Genomic DNA, 25295 nt, shown 5'->3' on the forward strand with positions numbered 1-25295 from the left:
ACTTTTTTATTTTGGTAATCCATTTAACCTCATTTTAATCACTCCAAAAAGTGCTTCATAAATAATGTTTCCATTCATTTTAGATTCACCTTCTTTTCTATCTGTAAAAATAACAGAAACTTCACTTATTTTAAAGTTATGTTTCCAAGCTTTAAACTTCATTTCTATTTGAAAAGCATACCCAATAAATTTTATTTTATTTAGCTGAATAGTTTCTAAAACATTTTTACGCCAACAAACAAAACCAGCTGTTGTGTCATAAACAGGAATTCTAGTAATTAATTTTACATACCTAGAGGCAAAATAGGATAACAATAATCTTTTAATGTCCCAATTCACCACGTTTACTCTATTTTTTACATATCTAGACCCAATAGCTAAGTCATTATTGTCTTTTGAACAAGTATTATACAATCGAATTAAATCATTTGGGTTATGAGAAAAATCTGCATCCATTTGAATGATATAATCGTAATCTTTTTGTAAAGCCCAATCAAAACCACATAGATAGGCTTTGCCTAGACCGTTTTTTTTGGTTCTGTTTTCTATAAATAGTTTACCTTTAAATTTGGTGATTAATTTGTTGACAATTGAAGCAGTACCATCAGGAGAATTATCATCAACCACAAGAATGTGAAACTCTTTTTCTTGATTAAATACGGCTCTAATAATGGCTTCAATATTTTCTTTTTCGTTGTAAGTAGGTATAATTACAAGGGCATCAGACATAAATAAATTTCATGAAGTAATAAGGCAAATATACATTATTTAATTACTAATTTTGTCTTAAAATAAATATAACAAAAGAGTGCAATTAATAGAAAAAACAATAATTCCTGAGTTTTGGGTTACCTTAATTCTACTTTTATTGTTATCACTTGTTTTTTTATTAAAAGTTCTTAATGCCAACTTACTAAAACAACACTTTTTAACATTATTTAAAGTGCCTTTTGTAGATTTTGAATCTGAAGAAAATGTAGGTTTTTTTGATACTTATAAAGCAGTTTTATTTTTGTTTTCTGTAATTAATTATGCTTTATTTTTTAGTTTTCTTTACAGTTACTTGTCAGATAATGTGATAATAAGCTTTCCTACTTTTTCTGGGGTATTAGGTTTTGTGATTTTATATTTTAGTATTAAATGGTTTTTAGAGTACTTATTTACAGTTTTATTTTCAATAAAAAAACAAACAGAAACCTTTATGGTTTCTAAATGGTATTACCTTTTTTCGATTTCTTTTTTCATATATATATCTATTATAATTAAAGTTTATTTAAAATTTAATTTTGCTTATGTTTTATACTTTATAATTTCTCTTTTTGCATTTCGATTTCTATTTATTTTGATATCAAACAAAAAGCTGATTTTTAATAAGTTGTTTTATTTTATTTTATATCTTTGCGCCTTCGAAATAGCGCCGCTATTTATATTGTTTAAATTGATGTTTTAAAAACAAAAGCGTATGAAAGTGAAAACGATATTAGTATCGCAACCTGCACCTAAAACAGAAACCTCTCCTTATTTTGATTTATCTGACAAACAAAAAGTTAAAATTGACTTTAGATCATTTATTCATGTAGAAGGTATACCTGCTAAGGAAGTAAGAGCTCAAAAGATAGATCTTAAGAATTATTCTGCTATTATTTTAACTAGTAGAAATGCAGTAGATCACTTTTTTAGAGTTGCAGAAGAAATGCGTTTTAAAGTACCTGATGATATGAAGTATTTCTGTCAATCAGAAGCAGTAGCATATTATCTTCAGAAGTATGTTGTTTATAGAAAACGTAAAATTTATGTAGGTAACAGAACTTTCCCTGAATTAACTAAGTTGATTAAAAAACATAAAACAGAGAAGTTTTTATTACCATCTTCAGATAAGCTAAAGCCTTTAATTCCTGAAGAATTAGACAAATTAGGTATTACTTGGAAAAGAATAGATTTATACAGAACAGTGGTTAGTGACTTATCTGATTTAGAAAATGTTTTTTATGATGTATTAGTTTTCTTTAGTCCATCTGGTATAGAATCATTATTAAAAAACTTTCCAGATTTTAAGCAAAATAATACTAGAATAGCTGCATTTGGTAACTCAACTATAAATGCTGTTACAGAAGCTGGTTTAAAGTGTGATATACAAGCACCATCACCAGAAACTCCTTCTATGACAATGGCACTAGAAAAATATATTAAACAAGCTAATAAAAAATAAAGCTTGTTTTAAAATTAAATAAAAAACCTCACTATTTTGTGAGGTTTTTTTTTATACCTATTTTTATCTTACAAATACAAACGCCTGTGTCTGAAGTAACTAAAAGTACTGGTAAAAAATGGCAAACTGTTATTAAAATTTTAGCTGCTTATTTAGTGGCAGCTTGGACTTTTCTTCAGTTTGTAGATTGGGTTCTAATAAGATATAATATTTCACCTTATTGGGTAGATATTTTATTATGGATGTTTGTAGGTGTTATACCATCATTAATAATTTATCTCTATCATAAAGAAAGAATCAATAATGGTATATTAAAACTTAGAGAAAAAATTATTATTCCTTTAAATATTTTATTGATTGGAGTGATTATTTTCTTTGTTTTTGGTAATAGCGATTTAGGTTCAACCACCAAAGAAGTTACGTTTACCAATAAGTCTGGAGAGGTAGAGAGACAAACTATAACTAAAGAAGAGTTTAGAATTGGTATACCTATATTTAACTTTCAACAAAAAAATAAAGACACCTTACACTCATGGCTTGGTAATACTATAAATAAAGTTTTAAAGATAGATTTACAACAAAACAAAACATTAATGCCTTCTTGGTATTACGTTAATAATACTATTGAAAAAATTAATACAAGTCGAGTTTTTGATAAATATTATGTTGATGGTGAATATGAAGTAAGTAATGGAATATATACAATTATACCAGTTTTACGAAATAGCAAAAATGGAAATGAAATTACTAGAAAAACTTTTTCTGGCAGCGATTTTTTCTCTCTTATAGATGAGATATCAATCTTTATAAAAAATAATTTAGGTATAGTAAAAGAAACTCAAAATACTTATATAGATTTAGAGATAAGAGACATTACTACAAGCTCTATGGAAGCCTTAAAATATTGGTCTAACAACTCATATGAACAGGCTACTAAGGTAGATGATAAGTTTGCATTAGCCTATTTAGATAATGCAATTCGAAGAAATAAATACAGCCATGGAGAACTTGAAGAAAAATATCAAATAGATAAAGCTTACGAAAATAAAGCAAAGTTGCCTACACAAATTCAGTTCGAAATATTAATGTATAAAAACATTATCTACAACAGATGGCAAGATGCTAAAGAGCTTGTAAAATATCAACTAGAAATTGAACCTAATAATGCAACCTATAATTATTTACTTGATTTAATTTATAGTGAAACAAAAAATATAGAAGGATATTATAAGCACGCTTCAGAAAGATTTAATAAGGTGAAAAACGAAACTAATGCTAGAAGTTATTTTCAAGCTTTAATTCTTAAAAGAGAATTTAAAAAAGCAATTGATCTTATTAAAGTTTATGAAGTAATGGCACCAAATACAGAAGAAGTTCAGTTGATTAAAGCATATGCTTATTTAATGAGTGGTGATATAAAAAAAGCCAAAGAAACCTATAAGAAAGTTAATTTGCTTTGGCCTAAAGAAAGTATACATAAAGAAGAGGTTAAAAAATACATAGCTTATAAAGAGAAAAACGATGCTTTAAATTTTAATATTGAAGCTTTAGATGGTTTTTATAGATCTACAGGTTCTGAACAACAAATAGAATATTTTAAAAAGGCTAATAATTACATGGTGCATTATAAAAACCAATTGATGTATGTAACATTACCTTATAACAATATGTTGCTATCACTTAATGGTGGTTGGCTAGGAGGTTCAAAACACATCTTTGAAAAAGACAGCACAAATAACATTTATAGGGTTCAGGTTCAGCAGTTTAATCAGAATAATTTAAATACTTTTTATTACTATAAAGAAAATAAAGATATATCTAAAGCATATAAAATGCTAAAAGAAAAAAAATATGATAGTTTATCAAGTACGTTTAAAAATTTAGTAGAAAAATATCCAAAACATTGGTTTATTAAACAAGCAGCACAACATATTGAGTATGTAAAAAGTACAGATAAAAAAGCATTAGAAAATCAATACAAAGCAATAGTAGGCTCTTATGCTAATAGAAAATTTTGGATTGAAGACAATAGATTGTATTATAAAAGAGATAATTTAACAAAAGTTGAAATATTGCCAATTTCTAAAACTAGGTATATTTCTTTAACAAAATTTGATACTAATTACGAGTTCGAATTTTTACCTAATAATAAGATAGCTTCTTTTGCTTTAGTATATAATATAGAAAAGGAAGCGTGGGATAGTTTGAAAAATAACACGAATTATTTGCTAAAAAACTAAGCAAATAAAGTGGCAAAAGCTTCTTCTATTTTTCCAACTAATATGAGTTTTATTGAATGATTTTTAGACGAAATCTTATTGTATTTAGAAGCCACAAAACTCTTATAACCTAATTTCTCGGCTTCTGTAATTCGTTGATCTATTTTTGAAACTGGTCTTATTTCTCCTGCTAAACCAACTTCTGCTGCAAAACAAACATTTGGATTAATAGCAATATCTTGATTGCTTGACAAAATTGCAGCTACCACTGCTAAATCTATTGCAGGGTCATCAACATTTATACCTCCTGTAATATTTAAAAATACATCTTTTGCTCCTAATTTAAAACCTGCTCTTTTTTCTAGAACAGCTAAAATCATATTTAATCTTTTTAAATTATAGCCAGTTGTAGAACGTTGTGGAGTACCATAAACTGCTGTAGAAACCAGTGCCTGAATTTCTATCATTAAAGGTCTAATGCCTTCTAAAGTAGATGCGATTGCTGTTCCGCTTAAATCTGCATCTTTTTTAGAAATTAAAATTTCAGACGGATTGGAAATTTCTCGTAAACCATCAGAAAGCATTTCGTAAATACCTAATTCTGATGTTGATCCAAATCTATTTTTCTGACTTCGTAAAATTCTGTATGTATGATTTCTGTCGCCTTCAAATTGTAAAACAACATCAACCATATGTTCCAAAATTTTTGGTCCTGCAATATTTCCTTCTTTGTTGATATGACCTATTAATAATACAGGTGTAGCAGTTTCTTTGGCAAATTTTATCAATTCAGCAGAGGTTTCTCTAATTTGAGAAATGCTTCCAGGAGAAGCTTCTATAGAATTTGTGTGTAAAGTTTGTATTGAATCTATTACTAAAACTTCAGGTTCAGTTTCTTCTATGTTTTTGAAGATTTGTTGTGTATTGGTTTCTGTTAAAATTAGGCAGTTAGAATTGATAGCTTCTAATCTTTCTGCTCTCATTTTTATTTGAGATTGACTTTCTTCACCAGAAACGTATAATACTTTTTGACTGATATTTAAAGCTACTTGCAGTAATAAAGTAGATTTACCAATACCAGGTTCACCACCTAAAAGCGTTACAGAACCTTTTACTAAACCACCCCCTAACACTGTATCTAATTCGTTGTTATTAGTTACAATTCTTTCTTCAGGATTTAGCTCAATATCTGCAATTTTTAAAGGCTTGTTTACTTTTTGTTTAGCAGTTGTAGATTGTTTCCAGACTCTTTTTTCTTCTTTTTGTATAACTTCTTCAACAATTGTGTTCCATTCTTTACAAGCACCACATTGTCCTACCCATTTTGCATGTTGAGTACCACAATTTTGACAGAAAAAAGTTGTTTTAGTTTTAGCCATTCTTTAAGAAATACAAAATTTTAAAGAAGTAAAGTTACGAAGTAAAAATAGATTACTTGTTTTTATTTACTACAGGTAATAGTAAAAAAGCTAATCCACCAAAAACAATAATCATGGCAGTTTGAGCAGTCCACATAATCCATCCAAAAGCGTTTCCTGTAATTTTATCAACCCCAAAAAGAGCTAAAGCACTTGCAACAGCAACTGGGTATAAACCAACTCCACCATTAGTTGCAGCAATAGATAAACCACCAGCAATAAAGCCAATTAAAACGCCACCAACAGGAACTTCTAAACCATTAACAGCAGGTATTGTTGCCCAAAACATAGCTACATACATACCCCAAATAAAAACAGTATGAAAAATAAAAGCCCATTTATTTTTCATGTTAAAGATGCTTAAAACTCCGTCTTTTAATCCTAAAAAGAACTTTTTAATTTTTAAAGCAAATTTTGATTTTCCTTTTTTGATGTATAAAAATAATCCCACAAAAAAGCCAACAGACAATAGTAAAGAAATTATCGATTTTACTGGTTTAAAATCTTTAGTTAGTAACTCCCAAATAAAATCAAACTGTATTAAAAGAGTGATGCTAATAATAATTAACATCATAACTAAATCAGCTATTCTTTCTGCTACTATGGTTCCAAAACCTTTTTCAAAAGGTATTTTTTCATAGTTACTCATTACAGCAGCTCTTGTAACTTCGCCTGCTCTTGGTAAAAAGATATTCATTAAATAGGCAACTAATACAGCTAAAGTAGAGTTTAGAAATTTAGGTTTATAGCCAAGTGGCTCTAGAAGAAACTTCCATCTGTAAGCTCTTGATAAATGGCTTAAAATACCAAAAACCAATCCTAAAGCTATCCACCAATAATTAGCATCTTTAAAGTATTGAATTAATTCTGATGGAGATACAATTGTAAGTGAATACCAAACTAAAAATCCTCCCAAAATGAGAGGAATAATAATTTTTAAAATTTTTTTGATATTCAAAACTAAGTAAGCGTATTATCTTTTTCGTTAGGAAAAACTAAAGAAGGCTTAAACTTTTTAGCTTCTTCTAATTCCATAAACGCATAAACTATAAGTATTAAAACATCACCAACAGCTACCAACCTAGAAGCAGCTCCATTAAGCGTAATTTCTCCACTTCCTCTAGGACCAGGAATTGCATATGTTTCTAAACGATTACCATTGTTATTGTTTACAATTTGAACTCGTTCACCTTCAATAATACCTGCAGCATCCATTAAATCTTCATCAATGGTTATACTACCTATGTAATTTAAATCTGCACCTGTAACTTTTACACGATGGATTTTAGATTTTACTACTTGTACTAACATGCTGCAAAAATAGGAATTTTTTGATTAGGATTACTTTAATTGTATATTATCAATTAACCTTATTTTTCCTGCAAAAACTGCAATAAAAGCTCTATTTTTTTTGCTGAATTCTTTAGTTTCTAAGGTTTCTAATGTTTTTTCGTTAGCAATGGTAAAGTATTCTAAATCTAAAATAGGATGTTCTTTAAATTTTTTCTCTACCCAGTTGTTAATTTTTGAAATTTCTTCAGTTTTAAACTTCTTTTTTACTTTCTTGAGTATTTTATGTATAAAAGGAGCAGCTTCTCTTTGGGTAGGTGTTAATCGAACATTTCTAGAACTCATGGCTAAACCATCTTCTTCTCTGTAAATAGCACATCCTTTAATTTTTACATTAATTTTATGCTTTTCAACCATTTTCTTAATGATTTGTAATTGCTGAAAATCTTTCTCTCCAAAATAAGCTTTATCTGGTTCAACAATTTCAAATAATGTTTTTACAATTGTACCAACTCCATTAAAATGCCCTTTTCTAAACTTTCCTTCCATTTGGTTTTCTAAGCCATCAAACTTAAAATCATTAGAAGAAACATTATTCTCATAAATCTCTTCTACACTTGGATGAAAAACGATATCACAATTGACTTCTGATAACAGAGCTAAATCTTTTTCTAAAGTTTTTGGATATTTTAAAAGATCTTCTTTATTGTCAAACTGAGTAGGATTTACAAAAATACTTACAACAACAATATCATTTTTTTTACTTGCTTTTTTTATTAAAGATAAATGACCTTTATGCAAAGCACCCATTGTAGGCACAAAACCAATACTTTTATTTTGTGCTTTTAATTTAGATAAATAAACTCTTAGAGGTTGTTTTTCTGAAAAAAGTTCCATTTGAATAAGCAGTAAAATCTGTGCAAACTTAGTACAATTAACACGATATTAGCATAAAAATTTGTATTTTTGCACCTTTACAAAAAGAGTTTGATTTAATGAAGGACAAGAGAATTTTATTTGTGTCATCAGAAGTAGTGCCTTATTTACCAGAAACAGAATTGTCTTCGACATCTTTTATGGCTGCAAAAAACGCACATTCAAAAGGAGTACAAACCCGTATTTTTATGCCAAGGTTTGGGGTAATAAATGAAAGGAGACATCAATTACACGAAGTAATTCGTTTATCTGGGATGAACTTAGTAGTTAATGATGTAGATATGCCATTAATTATTAAAGTTGCTTCAATTCCTAAAGAAAGAATGCAAGTTTACTTTATAGATAACGAAGAGTATTTTAAAAGAAAAGCTGTCTTTACAGATGAAGATGATAATTTATTTTCAGACAATGATGAAAGAGCTATTTTCTTTGCAAAAGGAGTAATTGAGACTGTGAAAAAATTAAACTGGGCCCCAGATATTATCCATGTACATGGATGGATGGCTTCATTATTACCTCTTTATTTAAAAGAATATTATAAAGAAGAGCCTTTATTTACAGATAGTAAAATTGTTACTTCTGTTTACAATAATGGGTTTGAAGGAGATTTAAATAGTGATTTGGTTAACAAAGTTAACTTTGATCTTACAGATGCTTCTAAATCTAAAGTACTAAAAACACCAAACTATTCTAATATAATTAAAAGTGCAATTGAAAACTCTGATGCTATTATTTATGGGAGTGAATCAATTGACGAAGAATTAACTTCTTTTGTTGCTTCTAAAGAAATACCTTCTTTAGAATATGAAGCAGAAAATATAAAAGAAACATATTTAAATTTTTATGCTGATTTATTAGCAGATGATTAATTTTTTTACAGTGAAGAAAATCTTAAGAAAAGTTATTACCCTTGGTGTTGCCATTTTTTCAATATTATTTATCATTTCTTGCGAAGAAGACTTTGCAAATATTGGTTCTAATGTAATTAGCAATACAAAATTTGATACAAATTCGATAGAAATAGAAGTTTCTCTTGAAAATAGTCCATTAGAAAAGTTACAATCAGATAATATATCTAGACAATTAAATCAATATTTATTAGGGGTTTATAATAGTTCTGATTACGAAAAATTAGAAGCTTCAATAGTTTCTCAAGTTGGTGTTTTAACAGACTTAAAGGTTGTAGATAATACGTATGGTGCAGATACTACTGTAGTTACTAAAATAGATACTGTATTTATTAAATTACCATATCAAGTATTATTAAATGATACTTCTAATAACTATGATTTAGATTCTGTTTTTGGTGATGCCTCTAACTCATTTAAATTAAATGTGTACAGGTCAAATACATTTATGAATGCCTTTAATCCATTAGATCCAACAAAAAGAAATAGTTACCAATCTAATGATGCTTTTGAAAAGATTGGAAATAATTTAAATGCAACTCCAGATTATCAAATTACACCTAGTAAAAACGATACATTAATAGCTATAAAAAGAAGGCTTTTTGATGATTCTGTAGCAAATATAGATACAGTTAAATTATCATTTACAACATCTAATCCTATTCCAATTCCTTTTGCAAGAATTCCATTAGATGAGTCTGAAATAAAAAGTATTTTTTTAGATAAGTATGAATCTTCAGAATTTACATCTCAAGATGCATTTAATGACTATTTACGAGGGATAATTTTAGAAGCTTCTGGAAACGAAAGCTCTTTAGTTTCTTTCAGTTTTAATAGTACAAATTCAACGTTAATACCATCAATAGAAATTTATTACACAAATACAGTTTTAAAAACTGAAAATAATGTTACTTCACCTGTTGATACAATTTATAAAAACAATAGTTTTCCATTAACAGGCTTTAGAGTAAATACTTTTAATATGGATAACAGAACATATCCAGCAAATAACGAAGTTAAAATACAAGGTACAGCAGGTAGTGAAGGTCGTCTTACATTAATGACTCCAAATGATATTAGTAATTTAAGATCTCAAAATTGGTTAATTAATGATGCTACTGTTACAGTTTACGTAAATCAATCTGCAGATACCACCAATGTTCCCTCTAGATTATATCTTTATAAATATTATGATTTAGGAACATCAACGATTACAAGTCAAATAAAAGATACTTATAGTGAAGCTCTTTTTGGAGGAATTGGAGGATTCTTACAAAGAGATGATAATGGTAAAATTGAAAGTTATACATTTAACATAACAGACTATATTTCTGATATTGCAAGTGGAGAAATAAACGATTTTCCAGATGTAAAAATTAAAGCATTTAATACAACAGATTTACCTGTTTCAGGTACAGATACCATTTTTAATAATTTTAGCTGGAATCCAAAAGCTGTAACATTATTCAACAGTTTGAATAGTACAAAAAAACCAGTATTAAAAATATCATATTCAGAGAAAAAGTAATATATCAACAACTAACAAAAAAATAGACTATGTGTGGAATATCAGCCTATATTGGCCCTAGAGAGGCTTATCCAATCGTTATAAACGGTTTAAAAAGATTAGAATATAGAGGTTATGATAGTGCAGGTGTAATGATATATGATGGTGAAAAGATGCACCTTACCAAAACCAAAGGAAAAGTTTCTGACTTAGAAGCAATTACAGATAGTGAGCCAGATAGAAAAATAGGAAATATAGGAATGGGTCATACACGTTGGGCAACCCATGGTGTTCCAAATGATGTTAACTCTCATCCACATTATTCACAATCAGGAAATTTAGTTATAGTTCATAATGGAATTATAGAAAATTATGATACTATTAAAAAAGAACTTATTTCTAGAGGATACTCTTTTAAAAGTGACACAGATACTGAAGTTTTAGTAAATCTTATAGAAGAGGTAAAAATAACCGAAGGTTGTAAATTAGGTAAAGCTGTTCAGCTTGCTTTAACAAATGTAGTTGGAGCTTATGCCATTTCTGTTTTTGACAAGACAAAACCTAATGAAATTGTTGTTGCACGTTTAGGTAGCCCTATTGCTATTGGTGTAGGTGAGAATAATAGCGAATTTTTTATAGCTTCAGATGCTTCTCCTTTTGTTGAGTTTACCAAAAATGCTATTTATTTAGAAGATGAAGAAATGGCAATCATAAAGTTAGGTAAAGGCATCAAAGTCCATAAAATCATGGATGATTCAAGAGTTGATCCTACTATTCAAAAACTTCAAATGAGTTTGGATCAAATTGAGAAAGGTGGATATGATCACTTTATGCTTAAAGAAATTCATGAGCAACCAAAAGCAATTACTGATACTTTTAGAGGAAGAATGCTTCATGAAGAAAAGATTATTAAGATGTCTAGTATAGAAAATCATCTTGATAAATTTTTAAACGCAAATAGAATTATAATTGTTGCTTGTGGTACTTCTTGGCATGCTGGTTTAGTTGGAGAATATCTTTTTGAAGATATGGCTAGAATTCCTGTTGAAGTAGAATATGCATCAGAATTTAGATATAGGAATCCAATTATTACAAATAAAGATGTAGTCATAGCTATTTCTCAATCAGGAGAAACAGCAGATACTTTAGCAGCAATAAAATTAGCAAAATCAAAAGGAGCTTTTGTTTATGGTGTATGTAATGTTGTAGGTTCTTCAATTGCCAGAGAAACACATTCAGGAGCCTATACTCACGCAGGTCCTGAGATTGGTGTAGCATCTACTAAAGCATTTACAACACAAATAACTGTGTTAACTTTAATAGCAATGAAGTTAGGTGAAGCTAATGGTTCTTTAGCTAAGCATACTTTTGAGAATTATATTAGTAAAATGCAATTAATACCAAGACAGGTAGAAGAACTATTAAAAATTGACGATAAAGTTAAAGAAATAGCTGAAGTTTATAAAGATGCAAAAAACTGTTTGTATTTAGGTAGAGGCTTCAACTTTCCTGTAGCTTTAGAAGGAGCTTTAAAATTAAAAGAGATTTCTTATATACATGCAGAGGGTTATCCTGCTGCAGAAATGAAGCATGGCCCAATTGCTTTAATTGATGAAAACATGCCAATATTTGTAATTGCTACTAATAGAGGTCATTATGAAAAAGTAGTAAGTAATATTCAAGAAATTAAATCAAGAGCAGGTAAAATTATTGCAATTGTTACAGAAGGCGATACTACTGTAAAAGAAATAGCAGATCATGTTATTGAAATTCCAGATACAGAAGAGGCATTAACTCCATTGTTAACTACAATTCCTTTTCAATTATTATCTTATCACATAGCAGTTATGCTTGGTAAAAACGTTGACCAACCTAGAAATTTAGCAAAGTCAGTAACTGTAGAATAATATTATTTAATCATTTAAAAAAAGCCAACTCAATTGAGTTGGCTTTTTTTTATAACATTACTTGAAAAGTAATAGGAATACTATAACTTACAGGAACCGCTTTTCCATTTTGTTTACCAGGTTTCATTTGAGGTAAATCATTTATTATTTTGATGACTTCTTTTTCTAAAACTGGATGTGGTCCTCTAGCTCTAACATTACCAATAGTCCCTTTTTGGTCTATTCTGAAGACAACAAATAGCTTCTTTTTACCTTCACTTAATCCTAATTCGTTTGCTAAACCAGCATTAAAATTTTTTGAGAAATAAAATTGAATTTTTTGAGAAAAACACTTTTTTAATTCTTCATTATTTCCTTCACAGCCTGGAAAAATAGGTACATTTTGAATTGTCATAAAAGGGACATCTTCTACAACAACCTCTTCTTCTTCTATCTCTGTGATTTCTTGAGGCACTACAATAACTGCTTGAGTTTCGTCAGTCTCTGTAGTTTCTACAATTGTTTCTTCGATTTTTAAATCATCCTCAACAACTGTAATTTGTTGCACAATAGCAGGTGTTTTAGGAGGTGGAGGTAAATTTTTCATTTCTACAATTGGTATTTCTTCTTCTAACTCATTAACCAATGTTACATCACCTAAAGAATTTGCATATTCTTTTTCAAAAGTTTTATGTTCAATTAGAAGGTAGATTATAAATAATGACAAAGCAATACCAATTTGAAAAAAAAGTTTGCTGAAATTACCTAACTGTTTTCGTGGGTGCTTTTTTGTTTTCATCTTTTAACCTTTTTTGAATTTATAATTATTCCTCCAGAGGTTTTCAAATTATCTTAAATTCGATCTCTGATTATAAAATTATAAACTTAAAGAGGTTTAAAACATGATATTCATCATATTTTGTCGTGAACTTTAGTGTGGCTACCTCTATTCCAAAGTGTTAGAATATCTGTGGCAACAGAAGCTCCACTACCTGCAGCTATTGCAAATTGACTTCTATGACCAGCTATAGTACCACAACAATACAATCCAGCTTTTATAAGATGGTCTTTATTTAGCAATTGAATTCTATCTTTAGCAATATTGGCTTTTTTATGAGGAATTAAAAATTCGTCTAAGCCTTTAATAGTAAAAGGCTTAGCGTAATTTAAAGCAATTACTACAAGTTTAGATTGATAGCTATTTTTATTTGTTATAATAGTGTATAAACCATCATTTTCTTTAATAGAAAGTACTTTTTCTTTTTCGATTTGAGAGATATGAGGATATAAGTTAGAAAGCTGCTCTTTACCTTCAATTAAAATATCTTTACCTAATGTTTTGGGTGATAAACCTAAAACATTATTAAATAAAGCATTTTCTAGATGAGATGCTCTTTGATGTAATATAATTCCTGTTTTCTTATCAATAGCAAAAGGTTTATTTTTTGCAGAACCTATAACTAAAGCACATTGCATTCCAGAAACACCCCCACCAATAATTAAACAATCAAAAATCATATTAAATAAATAACATCTTTATATTTTGGGCAAATAGTTTAACAGATATTGCTAATAAAATTACACCAAAAACTTTACGAATTATTTGTATACCACTAGCACCAATTAATCGTTCAATCTTTGAAGAAGTCTTTAAAACGATGTAAAGAAAAATTACGTTTAAAATAACTGCAATTATTATATTTTCTATTGCAAACTCTGCTCTTAAAGATAATAAGGTTGTTAAACTTCCTGGACCAGCAATTAAAGGAAAAGCAAGAGGAAATACAGTAGCAGTAATTGCAGCAGAGCCATTACTATCGTCTTTATATAAAGTAATTCCTAAAATCATTTCTAAAGCAATAAAAAACAATATAAACGAACCAGCCACAGCAAAAGAGTTTACATCTATGCCTATTAAATTTAGTAAACTTTTACCTACAAAAAGAAATAAAATCATAATAAAACCAGCTATTAAAGAGGCTTTTTCAGATTGTATATGTCCTACTTTTTTACGTAAATCTATAATAATTGGAATGTTACCAATAATATCTATAACTGCAAATAATACCATAAAAGCAGTAATTATTTCTTTAAAATTAAAATTCATTTTAGTTGATTATTTTTTTGCAAAATTAGTTAACTAATTTAAGGAAGTTAAAATAAACAGTAAAAAATATTATTATTTTTGCAGCATGTTTCAACTAGGTAAAACAATTGTTTCTGAAGATATTATAGAAAAAGATTTTGTCTGTAATTTATCTGCATGTAAAGGTGCTTGTTGTGTAGATGGTGAAGCTGGTGCACCTTTAAGTAAAGAAGAAACTAAAATTTTAGAGGATATTTATCCAAAAGTGAAACCTTTTTTAAGAAAAGAAGGTATAGAGGTTATAGAAAAAGAAGGTGCTTGGATAACCAGTGAATGGGATGAATTAGAAACCCCTTTAATAAATGGAGCAGATTGTGCTTACGTTATTTTTGATAAAAAAAAGACAGCACTTTGTGGTTTAGAAGAAGCTTACAATCAAGGAGAAATTGACTTTAAAAAGCCTATTTCTTGTCATTTGTATCCTGTAAGAGTTAAAGATTATAGTGAGTTTGCTGCTGTAAATTATCATAAATGGGAAATATGTGATGATGCTTGTTCTTTAGGAAAAGAATTACAAGTGCCTGTTTATAAATTTGTAAAACAAGCTTTAGTTAGAAAGTTTGGACAAGATTGGTATGATGAGCTAGAAAAAGTTGCTCAGAAATTATAATTAACCTTATTATAAAAACCAATTATTAACTGTTTTTATTTTTTGGCACGTTAATTGTCTTAAGAAAATTTTAACATTTTAAAACTTTCTAATTATGAAAAACGTAAAAAAACTACCTACCAAACAATTAGAAAAGTTCTCAACCATTTTTACCCAGTTGGGGCTAGTACTGGTGTTATTTATTGTTTACCTAGCAATAGAACACGAAACTGAAGAAAAAAAACTTTCAGAAGTAAATTATGAAACCACTAAAAAGGTATTTGTTGATCCAGATCAAGACATTGTTTTTGTAAAAGAAAAACAACCAAAACCTAAGATTAATCAAAATAGAAATGTTTTTATACCTGATGAACCTATAGAAAAAGGAGATAATCTTGTAAAAGAGACCATTATAGATGATCCTATTGATGAACCAATTGAAGTAGATGTTAATAAGATTATAGAACTTGATGAACCTCCTAAAGATCCAGAGCCAGATAATGTACCTTTTATTTCTATAGAAGAAGCTCCTGTTTTTAAAGGTTGTGAAGGTTTATCTAAATCAGAAAACAAAAAGTGTTTTGATAGACAAATGAATAAATTTATACAACGTAATTTTAATACATCATTAGCTAATGAACTTGGTTTACGTTCTGGAAAACATAAAATATTTACTCAATTTATTATTGATAAAAACGGAGAAGTTGTAGATATAAAAATTAGAGCTCCTCATCCTAAGTTAAAATCAGAAACACTTGGCACTATTCAAAAACTTCCAAAATTTAAACCTGGAAGACAAAACAATAAATTTGTAAAAGTAAAATACACCTTACCTATTACTTTTAAAGTAGACTAGCATAAAAAGCCTCCTAAATGGAGGCTTTACTTTTTAATTCTACAATATTTTTACAAAAAACTATTTCTTTATAATTTTTTTAGAAATTGTAGATGTTTCTGTTTCAAATTGAACCATATACAAACCTGAAGGAAATTGAGAAATATCTATTTGTGTAATTTCATCTTTTTTATTCGAAATTTTGAATACTTCCTTTCCTAGAATATTAAATATTTTAACTCTTTTTACAGAATTGTTATTTGCTTTAATATTTATAAATGAAGAGGTTGGATTTGGATAAATCTGAACACTTTCTATATTCTTTAAACTGTTTGTATTTGTGCTAAGTGCAGTTTTTTCTAACATCCATAATTCTGAACCTACTGTACCATCATTTGCAGAAAAGTATAAGATATCATTACTTACAAAGAAGTTTGTTGGGGAACTACCACTGTTAAACTGTTCTGAAGATGGATTTATTTCTTGCACAAGTTTAGTACCTTCATTAGTGCCATCTGTAAGCCAAAGTTCGATTGAAGTGTTAGATACTCCACCACCAAATAGTAAATCGTCTCCAAAACTAACCATATCAGAAATAGTAAGGCTAGATGACCCTGAGTTGATATCTTTTACCAATATTGTTCCTGCATCTGTACCATTAGATTTCCATAATTCATTACCATTTGTACCATCATTTGCAATAAAATATAAAGTACCTTTATGATCTTTTAATTTGCTTGGAAAACTACCATTATTACCTCCAGAACCTGGTCTTATATCTTTTACTTGATATACAGTAACTCCATTTTCAGTAGCCCAAAGTTCACCTCCACTGCTATATGTAGAAACAAAATATAAGAATTCCCCAGAAACAGTCATGTTACTATATCCTTTATCTGTTATAGTAGAGGTATTTGTACCATCAGTTCTAAACATTTTACTTCCAGAAGATGTATTTGCTCTAAAGTGCAAGCCATCTTTAAATTCTATAAAACTATCAGGACTTCCACTCGATGAAGAATTAGCTTCATAAAATAAATTTGTACCAGCTTCAGTTCCATCTGAAGTCCATAATTCAAAATCATTACTACTATCAGTGGCATTAAAATATAGTTTATTCTTAAACACAATTAGTTCTCCACTTCTCATGCTATTATTAGCACCAGAATTGATGTCTTTTAAAAGTTTTGTTCCAGTTTCTGTACCATCACTTTCCCAAATTTCAGAACCTGTAATTTCATTAGTTGCGAAAAAGTATAATTTGTTATTTAAAACCACAATATTAGCACTATTACTATTTTGTAAACCACTAGAACTGCCAGTATAAATATCTTTTACTAAAGTTGTACCTGATGCTGTTCCATCTGTCTTCCAAAGCTCAATTCCATCATCTGAAGTTTTAGCTTTAAAGTATACCTGACCATTTAACTCAACAAAATCAGAAGGATTGCCATAGTAAGGACCAGGATTAATATCTTTTACCATACTTGTAGTCCCATTTTCTATTACCCAAAGTTCTCTACCATGTACTCCATCATCCGCACTAAAAAGTACTTTATCACCAAATTGAAAATGATGTTGAGGTAGAGATGAATTATTGCCTTGTTTGTTAATGTCTTTTAAAAGTAATGTTCCATTTTCAGTTCCATCAGAAATGTAAAGCTCTTTTCCTTTCCAATTTCCATCATTAGCAGTAAAGATGATGTTATTGCCAAGAGCCACAATATCTTCTATATTATTGTCATCGAATTCAGGATGAATATCTTTAACCAGAACAGTTCCATTTTCAGTTCCATCAGTTTTCCAGAATTCATAACCTAAGTGATTTCTGCCTTGAAAATAAAGTGTACTACCTATGGCAGTAAAAGAACTGTTATGTGCAAATTCTTCGTAACTTGGTTCAAAGCTAGTAGTTCCATTATCTGTGCCATCAGAAACCCATACTACTTGTTTTTGTGTACTTGAATCTCTAGCAATAATCAAAATTTTATTACCTAAGGTAGTCATTAAACTTATGTTGCCTAAATTATTTTTAACTTCAACTGTAGATGCTTCTATTCCGTTTGAAGCCCATAGGGAAGTGCCTGAATTAAAGAATAAAATGTTATTGAAAGTAACAAATGAAGTGTTGAATGCAATACCACTACTTGAGCCAGAAGCAACATCTTTTACCATGACAGTTCCGTTTTCAGACCCATCAGTTTTCCAAAGTTCAGTTCCATTAGAACCATTATTTGCAGAAAAATAAATAACTCCATTTAGTTCTGTAAAATGATTTGGAAATGAATCTGAAGAACCACTTCTAATATCTTTTATCAAAACAGCACCGTTTTCTGACCCATCAGTTTTGTATAACTCTCTTCCAATAGATGAATATGATTCACCAGAGAAATACATTTCACTCCCTGATTTCACAAAACGATTTCCAAAAACAGGAAAGTTTTCAATTTTAATAGTTCCATTTTCGGTTCCATCTGTTTTCCAAAGTTGATTATTGGCTGAAAAAATGAGTTCATTATTTATAACTGTATGAAAGTCTGTTACCGTTGAAAATTGTTTAATTTTTTCAGTTCCATTTTCAGTTCCATCAGTTTTCCATAAATAGTTGTCAGTTCCTTCTTTAGCAACAAAATATAGTAGATTTACATCAGCATAAAATTTAAAAATACTAAAACCACTGTCTTCACCAGCAATAAATTCTTTAAACAAGATTGTACCTGCTTCAGTTCCATCAGTTCTCCAAAGTTCACTCCCTCTTAAACCATCATTGGCTACAAAATAGACATGATTTTTAAAGGTTATTTTATAATTAGGGTTACTTGAGCCATTTCCTAAATTAATATCTTTAATTAAAGTTGCTTGACCAAAACTTACTAATGAGCTAAGTAGTAAAATAAAAAGTAATTGTTTTTTCATAATTTTTTTGGAATTAAATTGATAATAAAAAGTAAAACTATTCTTTAAACATTATTTTTTAAATAAGACATTTGCCTTATTTATTCATGATTTAGTTCTGAAGCTTTTACACTTCAAAACCAAATCAAGAGCTTTTTTAAATTTCTTCTTTTTCTTCTGCTGCATCAATAAGAATAGCAACTTTCCCTCCTTTTCCTTTAGCTATCGCATGCACAATTTTCTTACCTGTTTCTCTATCTTCATATACTTTAAAGCTTTTAATTTCATATGCTTTCCCTGAATATTTTTTGTCCCAAGCATTTTCTGTGACGTATTTTTCAGAAACTACTTTGCTCTGTAAACTAGAAGCTAATAACTTATCACCAGCAACATTTTTTGCAGTGTTTACTGCATTTTTTATTCCTTGAATATTACTTGTGTTCAAGTTGGCTACATTATTTACATTCTTTACTGTTTTCATAATGTTACCAAAAGACATGCTCGATTTAAATTGATAAACAAAAGCATATTTATCTGAATTACTTGGATTTTTTAAGATAATAGCATCTCCAACTTTATAAGTTTTTCCTTTAGAAGATGTAAAAGGTTCTTTTGATTTTTCACCTTTAATTTGAGCTAGCATTAACATTGGAGCTAATAATAACAAGATAATAACATTTTTTTTCATGATTGTTTGTTTTAAATGATAAAAAACAGCATCTATCTCTCAGTTGTTAATTCATCCTAAAATGGATTTTGAGACAGATACTGTTTACAATATTTTCTTCTATTTAGGATGTAATGAATTAACACTCTAAAAGTAGTATAGAAAGAAAGTCGAGTAAATAGGGTGATTTATGTATTTAACTAGGGTATTTTACGTAATTCTAATTAATTAAACCGTTTTTAAAGGCAAATCGAATTAATGAAGCCACATTATGTATGTCTAATTTTTTCATAATATTGGTTCTATGTGTGTCCACTGTTCTAGGGCTTATAAAAAGTTTTTCACCAATTTGAATATTAGTATTTCCTTGAGAGATATATGTAATAATTTCTTTTTCTCTTGGTGTTAACTCATTAAGTAGAGGTGATTTTTCTTGAAAAGGTTCCAAATGAGAAGTGTTTTCTTCAGAAAGTAATGCCTTGGTTACATCAGCATTAAAATAGTTTTTACCTTCATAAATATTTTTTACCGCAAATAACAATTCTTTACTAGGTATGGTTTTTAACATATAACCATGCACACCAATTTTCATTAATTCTGTAATTATTGATTTTTCTTGATGCATAGAAAGCATGGCAATTTTTATATTTTTAAAATCAGCTATAATTTTTTTTGCACAAACAATGCCATCCATAATTGGCATATTAATGTCTAGTAAAATAAGATCTATATTTTTTTCTTTAACAAAACCTATAACTTCTTTACCATTAGCAACAATGCCAACAACATCATACTCTTTTTTATTGAGAAACGTATTTTTTATACCTTCTGCAATTAAAGGATGATCGTCAGCAATTAAAATTTTTATTGGCATTTATAATGGAATTTTAACAGTAACTAAAGTACCACTTTTAGGACTTGGTTCAAAATTAACATTCCCATTCACCATATTTAATCTGCTAGAAATATTTAATAAACCTATTCCTTTTTTGCTTTCTTTTGAAGAAAAACCAACACCATTATCTTCTACAATTAAAATAATATTGCTATTATTTCTAAAGAGTTGCACAATAACCTCATTTGCTTTGCTATGTTTAATAATATTATTGATAAGCTCTTGTGTAATTCTATAAATGGTGACTTCAATTTTCTCTGGTAAACGACTTTCTATATTAAAATGTTCTAAATGAAATTTAATGTCAGAATAGCTTAAACTATTTTCTAACAAATCCTTTAAAGCAGGAATAATGCCTATTTCTTTTAAAGCTCTTGGCATCATTTGATGCGATATATTTCGCAAATCTTGATTTGAGTTTTCTAAACTTTCTATTAGCTTTTTAGCAGCTTTATTTTCCTTGAATTCTTTTTTGTTAAATAAGTTTCTTGACTTTAAAATAATACTCCCAATTTGTTGGACAACTCCATCATGCAGTTCTCTAGCAATTTTACTACGCTCTTCTTCTTGCGCATCAATAATAGCTTTATACCCTTTTTCTTTTTCTTTTGTAATTTTTTCTTGCGTTTTTCTTTTATTTCGTTGATTGATTGCAAAAAATAAAATAATTGTAATTAATAAACCTCCAATCAAAACAAAAATCCAACCTCGTGTTTTTGAGAGTTGTAGTTCTGTTTCTGCTTTTTCAGTTCTACTTTGTAAAAGTTGAGTTTCTTTTTCTTTAAAATCGTATTTAATTTGTAGTTCTGCTAATTTTTTAGCCTTAGATTCATCAATTAAGCTATCTTTTTGAATTATAAACTTATTATAATAATACAATGCAGAATCTTTTTTGTTTAAAAAAGTATAATTCTCAGCAATTATCTCATAAGAATCAACCATTTCTTCTCTAGTATTAACTTTTCTAGCGTATAAAATTGCTTTTTTAGCAAAACTATTAGACGCTTTATATTTTTTAATATGTTGATTAGACTCTGCTAAATTTTTATATGTTTCTGCTAATCCTAAATAGTTTTCTAATTTAAAATGTAAATCAACTGCAGTTTTATATTCTTCAATTGCTTTATAATGCTTATTGTCTTGTTTATATACCAAACCAATATTGTTGTAAGCAAAAGCCTTAGTTCTTAAGTCTGCATGTTTGTTTCCTTTATTTATAATTTTATTTAGGTAAAATCTTGCAGAGTCTTTAACTTTTAATAAATTATAAACTCCACCAACAGATAAATAAGATTGATAAATAAATGCAGAGTCTTTAATTTTTTTTCTAATTTCTAAAGCTTTAATAAAATATTTTTTTGCTTCTGTAAATTGCTTAAGATTTTGGTATAATATGCCTATGTTATGATTTGGATTTGATATAGCATGTAAATTGTTTGTATGTTTAGCAAAATCAAGAGAGTATTGATATTCATTAATAGCATCAATATAATTATCTGTATTCGTGTAAACTAATCCTTTTAGATTATGAATACTAGCTTTACCATAAAAATTTGTATTTGGATACCACATTTTTGAAGTATCACATTTTTGTAATGTTTTTTTGTATTCACCAGCATAAAAGTTAAAAATAGCTTCATAATAATAAGCTTGTGCAACCCATAAACTATCTGGTTTTTTTAAAGCTAATTTTTTTGCTTTCTTCGTTATTGCAAATGCCTGTTTAGTATTTTCTTTAATGTTCCAAGCTTTACTTATTAATGAATAAAACTCTAATGAATCTTTGTTTATATTATTCTGAGCAAAAAGAAAAGGATAAAAAAATATTGATAAAAAGAGAGTTAAAATAATTCTTGATTTCATAGCTCATAAAATGAGCTACAAAATAAAAAATATTATTTACTATAAAAAATATCCAATTGAAGTTTAAAATTTAACAATTGGATAATTTTTATAATTTAAAAAATAAAAATGACTAATAAGCTCTTTCATCATTACCTTCATAAAAGTTAATGAAGGCTTGGTTTACAACTCTCATACCTCCAGGAGTTGGGTAATTACCAGTAAAATACCAGTCTCCTGTATGGTTAGGACAAGCTTTATGCAGTCCTTCTATTGTTTGATAAATAACTTCAACTTCTGCATTTATTTCCTCTGTTTTTAGCATTTGAGCAATTTTTGCTGAAATTTGATCTGCAGTAAAAGGCTTATAAACCTCTTTAACATGATTTATAATATCTACATCTTCTTTAGATTGTTGAGCTTTACATTTTTTATAAACCTCATCAATAATATGATATTGATTGGTTTCTTTTAACAATTCTAAAGCTGCCTTAAAAGCAATAAATGCCTCAATTCTAGCCATGTCAATTCCATAACAATCTGGATATCTAATTTGAGGTGCAGAAGAAACTACTACTATTTTTTTAGGTTGTAGCCTATCTAAAATCTTTATAATACTCTTTTTAAGAGTTGTTCCACGAACAATACTATCATCTATAACAACTAAGTTATCAGTTGGTTTTACAACACCATAAGTAATATCGTAAACATGCTCTACTAAATCGTCACGTGAGTTATCATCTGCAATAAAAGTTCTAAGTTTAGCATCTTTAATTGCTATTTTTTCAAAACGTGGTCTTTCTGATAGAATTTCAGTTACTTTTTGAGCAGATAAACTTTTGCCTCCTTCTAAAATTTTAGCTGTTTTTTGTTGATTTAATAAATCTTCTGCAGCTTCTGTCATTCCATAAAAAGAAGTTTCTGCAGTATTTGGGATAAAAGAAAAAACAGAATTAGAAATATCTGAATTTATAGAATCTAAAACTTGAGGGAACACATATTTTCCTAGGTTTTTACGTTCTTCATAAATATCTGCATCACTTCCTCTAGAGAAGTAAATACGTTCAAAAGAACAAGATTTTTTATCTTTTGGTTCTTTTACTTTTTTAATAGAAACTTCTCCACTTTTTTTAATAATTAAAGCATGGCCTCTTTCTAATTCTTTAACCTTATCAATTTTAATATTAAAGACAGTTTGTATTACTGGTCTTTCTGAGGCAACTACAACCACTTCATCATCTTCATAAAAAAATGTTGGTCTAATTCCATTTGGATCTCTTAATACAAAAGCATCTCCATGACCAACTAAACCAGCCATAGCATAACCACCATCCCAATTTTTAGAAGATCTTTTTAATACTTTTTTAAGGCTTAAATTTTCTTCTATAAAAGGTGATGCTTCTCTTTTGTTTAATCCTTTTTTCTTTGCTTTTTGATAAAGTTTACCTACTTCATCCTCTAAAAAGTGACCAATTTTTTCCATCACAGTTACAGTATCTGTAAACTCTTTTGGATGCTGACCAAGCTCTACTAACTCTTGTAGCATTTGGTTAGAATTAGTCATGTTAAAATTACCAGCAACAATTAAGTTCTTATGTTTCCAGTTGCTTTGTCTTAAAAAAGGATGAACACTTTCTATCGAATTTTTTCCAAACGTACCATATCTTACATGCCCTAGAAATAAATTACCTATGTAAGGCATATTTTCTTCTTGCCAAGCAACATCATTTTTTTTCTCTGGAAAATTTTCGAAAACGCCATTAATTCGCTCATTTATTTGAGCAAAAATATCTTGTATAGGTTGCGATTTGTTAGATCTAATTCTACTAACATATCTTGTACCAGGTTCTACATTAAATTTTACACTAGCAAAACCAGCACCATCTTGTCCACGATTATGCTGTTTTTCCATTAATAAATACATTTTATTTATTCCGTAAAAAGCAGAACCGTATTTATCCTTATAAAATTGTAAAGGCTTTTTTAAGCGAACAAGTGCAATACCACATTCATGTTTAATAGCGTCACTCATTATTTTTTATTTTCAGTTTTAAGATAAAAAAATCCGCATTTTTACACGCGGATTCTTTGTTTTAAGATAATTCTATATCAAATTGTGTTAAGTCTTTAAAAGACTGTAAACGATTTTTTACTTCTTTTTCTGTAAGCTCTTGCATTCGTTCTGTACCAAACTTTTCAACACAAAAAGAAGCTAAATTAGAGCCATAAATAATAGCATTCTTCATGTTATCAAAAGATACATCTTGTGTTTTTGTTAAATATCCACAGAAACCACCTGCAAAAGTATCTCCTGCTCCTGTTGGATCAAAAACTTCTGCTAATGGTAATGCTGGCGCAAAAAACATATTGCCTTCGTTAAATAATAACGCTCCATGTTCTCCTTTTTTAATCACCACATATTTTGGCCCCATTTCATGGATTTTTTTAGCAGCATTCACTAAAGAATATTCTCCTGAAAGTTGTCTTGCTTCTTCGTCATTAATAGTAATAACATCTACTTTTTTTAATACATCATGTAGTTCGTTTAGAGAAATATCCATCCAAAAATTCATAGTATCTAATACTACTAATTTAGGTCTTTTAGACATTTGCTCTAAAACTGAAGCTTGTACCAGTGGGTGTAAATTACCCAACATTACAATATCTGCATCTTTAAAATTTTCTGGAACTACTGGCTGAAAGTTTTCTAATACATTTAATTCAGTAATTAATGTATCTCTTGAATTCATATCATTATGATATTTACCACTCCAGAAAAAAGTTTTGCCTTCTTTTATTATCTCAACACCATCAGTATTAATTCCTTTGGCATTCATCATGTCTAAATATTCTTGTGGAAAATCTCCTCCAACTACAGAAACAACTCCTGTTTCTACACCAAATTGGCTTGCTGCTAAACCTACAAAAGTTCCAGAACCACCAAGTATTTTATCTGTCTTTCCAAAAGGAGTTTCAATTGCATCAAAAGCTACTGTACCAACTGCTAATAATTTGCTCATTTCTTAAATATAATCAGTAATTTTGCACTTTGT

General features: G+C 28.6%; 22 protein-coding genes. 8 read left to right on the plus strand and 14 right to left on the minus strand.

Translation table 11 applies throughout. The features are described 5' to 3' along the window. Nucleotides 1-6: 6 nt before the first annotated feature. Complete coding sequence (locus ACFOWD_RS03850) at nucleotides 7-729, minus strand: polyprenol monophosphomannose synthase (RefSeq protein ID WP_377408270.1); 723 nt, start codon at nucleotides 727-729, stop codon at nucleotides 7-9. A 79-nt stretch (nucleotides 730-808) separates the two neighbouring features. Between ACFOWD_RS03850 and ACFOWD_RS03855 the strand changes: the two genes are divergently transcribed. Genes ACFOWD_RS03855 through ACFOWD_RS03865 form a run of 3 tightly spaced genes read left to right on the plus strand, consistent with a single transcriptional unit; the run spans nucleotide 809 to nucleotide 4449 of the window. Further along, nucleotides 809-1450, plus strand: a complete 642-nt coding sequence (locus ACFOWD_RS03855; RefSeq protein WP_367181365.1) for a DUF4271 domain-containing protein — start codon at nucleotides 809-811, stop codon at nucleotides 1448-1450. Nucleotides 1451-1462: 12 nt separating this feature from the next. After that, nucleotides 1463-2209: a uroporphyrinogen-III synthase gene (locus ACFOWD_RS03860; RefSeq protein WP_377408273.1), complete on the plus strand. Its 747-nt coding sequence runs from the start codon at nucleotides 1463-1465 to the stop codon at nucleotides 2207-2209. A gap of 38 nt (nucleotides 2210-2247) precedes the next feature. Beyond that, nucleotides 2248-4449, plus strand: a complete 2202-nt coding sequence (locus ACFOWD_RS03865; RefSeq protein WP_377408275.1) for a tetratricopeptide repeat protein — start codon at nucleotides 2248-2250, stop codon at nucleotides 4447-4449. On the opposite strand, the gene radA is transcribed toward ACFOWD_RS03865, so the two are convergent. From radA to panC, 4 genes are read right to left on the minus strand one after another with little or no spacing between them, the layout of a single operon-like run. After that, on the minus strand, nucleotides 4446-5807 hold the full coding sequence (gene radA, locus ACFOWD_RS03870; RefSeq protein ID WP_377408277.1) for a DNA repair protein RadA: 1362 nt from the start codon (nucleotides 5805-5807) through the stop codon (nucleotides 4446-4448). The two genes, ACFOWD_RS03865 and radA, sit on opposite strands and share 4 nt — an antisense overlap. A gap of 52 nt (nucleotides 5808-5859) precedes the next feature. Continuing rightward, nucleotides 5860-6762 carry a lysylphosphatidylglycerol synthase transmembrane domain-containing protein gene (locus ACFOWD_RS03875; protein WP_377408279.1) on the minus strand — a complete coding sequence of 301 codons (903 nt, stop codon included), beginning with the start codon at nucleotides 6760-6762 and terminating at the stop codon, nucleotides 5860-5862. Between the two features lie 44 nt (nucleotides 6763-6806). Then, nucleotides 6807-7157 (minus strand): aspartate 1-decarboxylase, encoded by a 351-nt coding sequence (panD, locus tag ACFOWD_RS03880; protein ID WP_296638720.1) that lies wholly within the window; start codon nucleotides 7155-7157, stop codon nucleotides 6807-6809. 30 nt (nucleotides 7158-7187) lie between these two features. After that, nucleotides 7188-8033, minus strand: a complete 846-nt coding sequence (gene panC, locus ACFOWD_RS03885; protein WP_377408282.1) for a pantoate--beta-alanine ligase — start codon at nucleotides 8031-8033, stop codon at nucleotides 7188-7190. A 98-nt stretch (nucleotides 8034-8131) separates the two neighbouring features. On the opposite strand from panC, the gene ACFOWD_RS03890 reads away from it, so the two are divergent. Genes ACFOWD_RS03890 through glmS form a run of 3 tightly spaced genes read left to right on the plus strand, consistent with a single transcriptional unit; the run spans nucleotide 8132 to nucleotide 12394 of the window. Continuing rightward, on the plus strand, nucleotides 8132-8941 hold the full coding sequence (locus ACFOWD_RS03890) for a glycogen/starch synthase (RefSeq protein ID WP_377408284.1): 810 nt from the start codon (nucleotides 8132-8134) through the stop codon (nucleotides 8939-8941). A 10-nt stretch (nucleotides 8942-8951) separates the two neighbouring features. Then, nucleotides 8952-10508 (plus strand): DUF4270 domain-containing protein, encoded by a 1557-nt coding sequence (locus ACFOWD_RS03895; RefSeq protein WP_377408286.1) that lies wholly within the window; start codon nucleotides 8952-8954, stop codon nucleotides 10506-10508. A 29-nt stretch (nucleotides 10509-10537) separates the two neighbouring features. Next, on the plus strand, nucleotides 10538-12394 hold the full coding sequence (glmS, locus tag ACFOWD_RS03900; RefSeq protein WP_377408288.1) for a glutamine--fructose-6-phosphate transaminase (isomerizing): 1857 nt from the start codon (nucleotides 10538-10540) through the stop codon (nucleotides 12392-12394). Between the two features lie 49 nt (nucleotides 12395-12443). On the opposite strand, the gene ACFOWD_RS03905 is transcribed toward glmS, so the two are convergent. The 3 genes from ACFOWD_RS03905 to ACFOWD_RS03915 form a co-directional block, all read right to left on the minus strand. After that, complete coding sequence (locus ACFOWD_RS03905) at nucleotides 12444-13172, minus strand: energy transducer TonB (protein WP_298990822.1); 729 nt, start codon at nucleotides 13170-13172, stop codon at nucleotides 12444-12446. Nucleotides 13173-13285: 113 nt separating this feature from the next. Beyond that, nucleotides 13286-13891, minus strand: coding sequence for an NAD(P)/FAD-dependent oxidoreductase (locus tag ACFOWD_RS03910; RefSeq protein ID WP_377408290.1), 606 nt, complete (start codon nucleotides 13889-13891; stop codon nucleotides 13286-13288). Between the two features lies 1 nt (nucleotide 13892). Next, nucleotides 13893-14480 (minus strand): MarC family protein, encoded by a 588-nt coding sequence (locus ACFOWD_RS03915; RefSeq protein WP_298990826.1) that lies wholly within the window; start codon nucleotides 14478-14480, stop codon nucleotides 13893-13895. Nucleotides 14481-14565: 85 nt separating this feature from the next. Between ACFOWD_RS03915 and ACFOWD_RS03920 the strand changes: the two genes are divergently transcribed. Beyond that, nucleotides 14566-15129, plus strand: coding sequence for a DUF3109 family protein (locus ACFOWD_RS03920; RefSeq protein ID WP_377408292.1), 564 nt, complete (start codon nucleotides 14566-14568; stop codon nucleotides 15127-15129). A gap of 94 nt (nucleotides 15130-15223) precedes the next feature. Next, a complete protein-coding gene (locus ACFOWD_RS03925; RefSeq protein WP_377408294.1) occupies nucleotides 15224-15964 on the plus strand; it encodes an energy transducer TonB in 741 nt (246 codons plus the stop codon). 60 nt (nucleotides 15965-16024) lie between these two features. Here ACFOWD_RS03925 and ACFOWD_RS03930 read toward each other — a convergent pair whose 3' ends face one another. The 6 genes from ACFOWD_RS03930 to ACFOWD_RS03955 form a co-directional block, all read right to left on the minus strand. Next, nucleotides 16025-18859, minus strand: coding sequence for an ELWxxDGT repeat protein (locus tag ACFOWD_RS03930; RefSeq protein WP_377408296.1), 2835 nt, complete (start codon nucleotides 18857-18859; stop codon nucleotides 16025-16027). 136 nt (nucleotides 18860-18995) lie between these two features. Then, a complete protein-coding gene (locus tag ACFOWD_RS03935; protein ID WP_377408298.1) occupies nucleotides 18996-19526 on the minus strand; it encodes a hypothetical protein in 531 nt (176 codons plus the stop codon). A gap of 199 nt (nucleotides 19527-19725) precedes the next feature. Then, nucleotides 19726-20379 (minus strand): response regulator, encoded by a 654-nt coding sequence (locus ACFOWD_RS03940; RefSeq protein ID WP_377408300.1) that lies wholly within the window; start codon nucleotides 20377-20379, stop codon nucleotides 19726-19728. Further along, the gene (locus ACFOWD_RS03945; RefSeq protein ID WP_377408301.1) at nucleotides 20380-22263 is read right to left on the minus strand and encodes a tetratricopeptide repeat-containing sensor histidine kinase; all 1884 of its coding nucleotides are present in this window, start codon (nucleotides 22261-22263) and stop codon (nucleotides 20380-20382) included. A gap of 112 nt (nucleotides 22264-22375) precedes the next feature. Then, nucleotides 22376-24274: an amidophosphoribosyltransferase gene (locus ACFOWD_RS03950; protein ID WP_377408303.1), complete on the minus strand. Its 1899-nt coding sequence runs from the start codon at nucleotides 24272-24274 to the stop codon at nucleotides 22376-22378. A 61-nt stretch (nucleotides 24275-24335) separates the two neighbouring features. Continuing rightward, nucleotides 24336-25262: a PfkB family carbohydrate kinase gene (locus ACFOWD_RS03955; RefSeq protein WP_377408305.1), complete on the minus strand. Its 927-nt coding sequence runs from the start codon at nucleotides 25260-25262 to the stop codon at nucleotides 24336-24338. Nucleotides 25263-25295: the final 33 nt, after the last annotated feature.

This window comes from Polaribacter marinivivus, assembly GCF_042651285.1.
GTDB lineage: Bacteria > Bacteroidota > Bacteroidia > Flavobacteriales > Flavobacteriaceae > Polaribacter > Polaribacter marinivivus.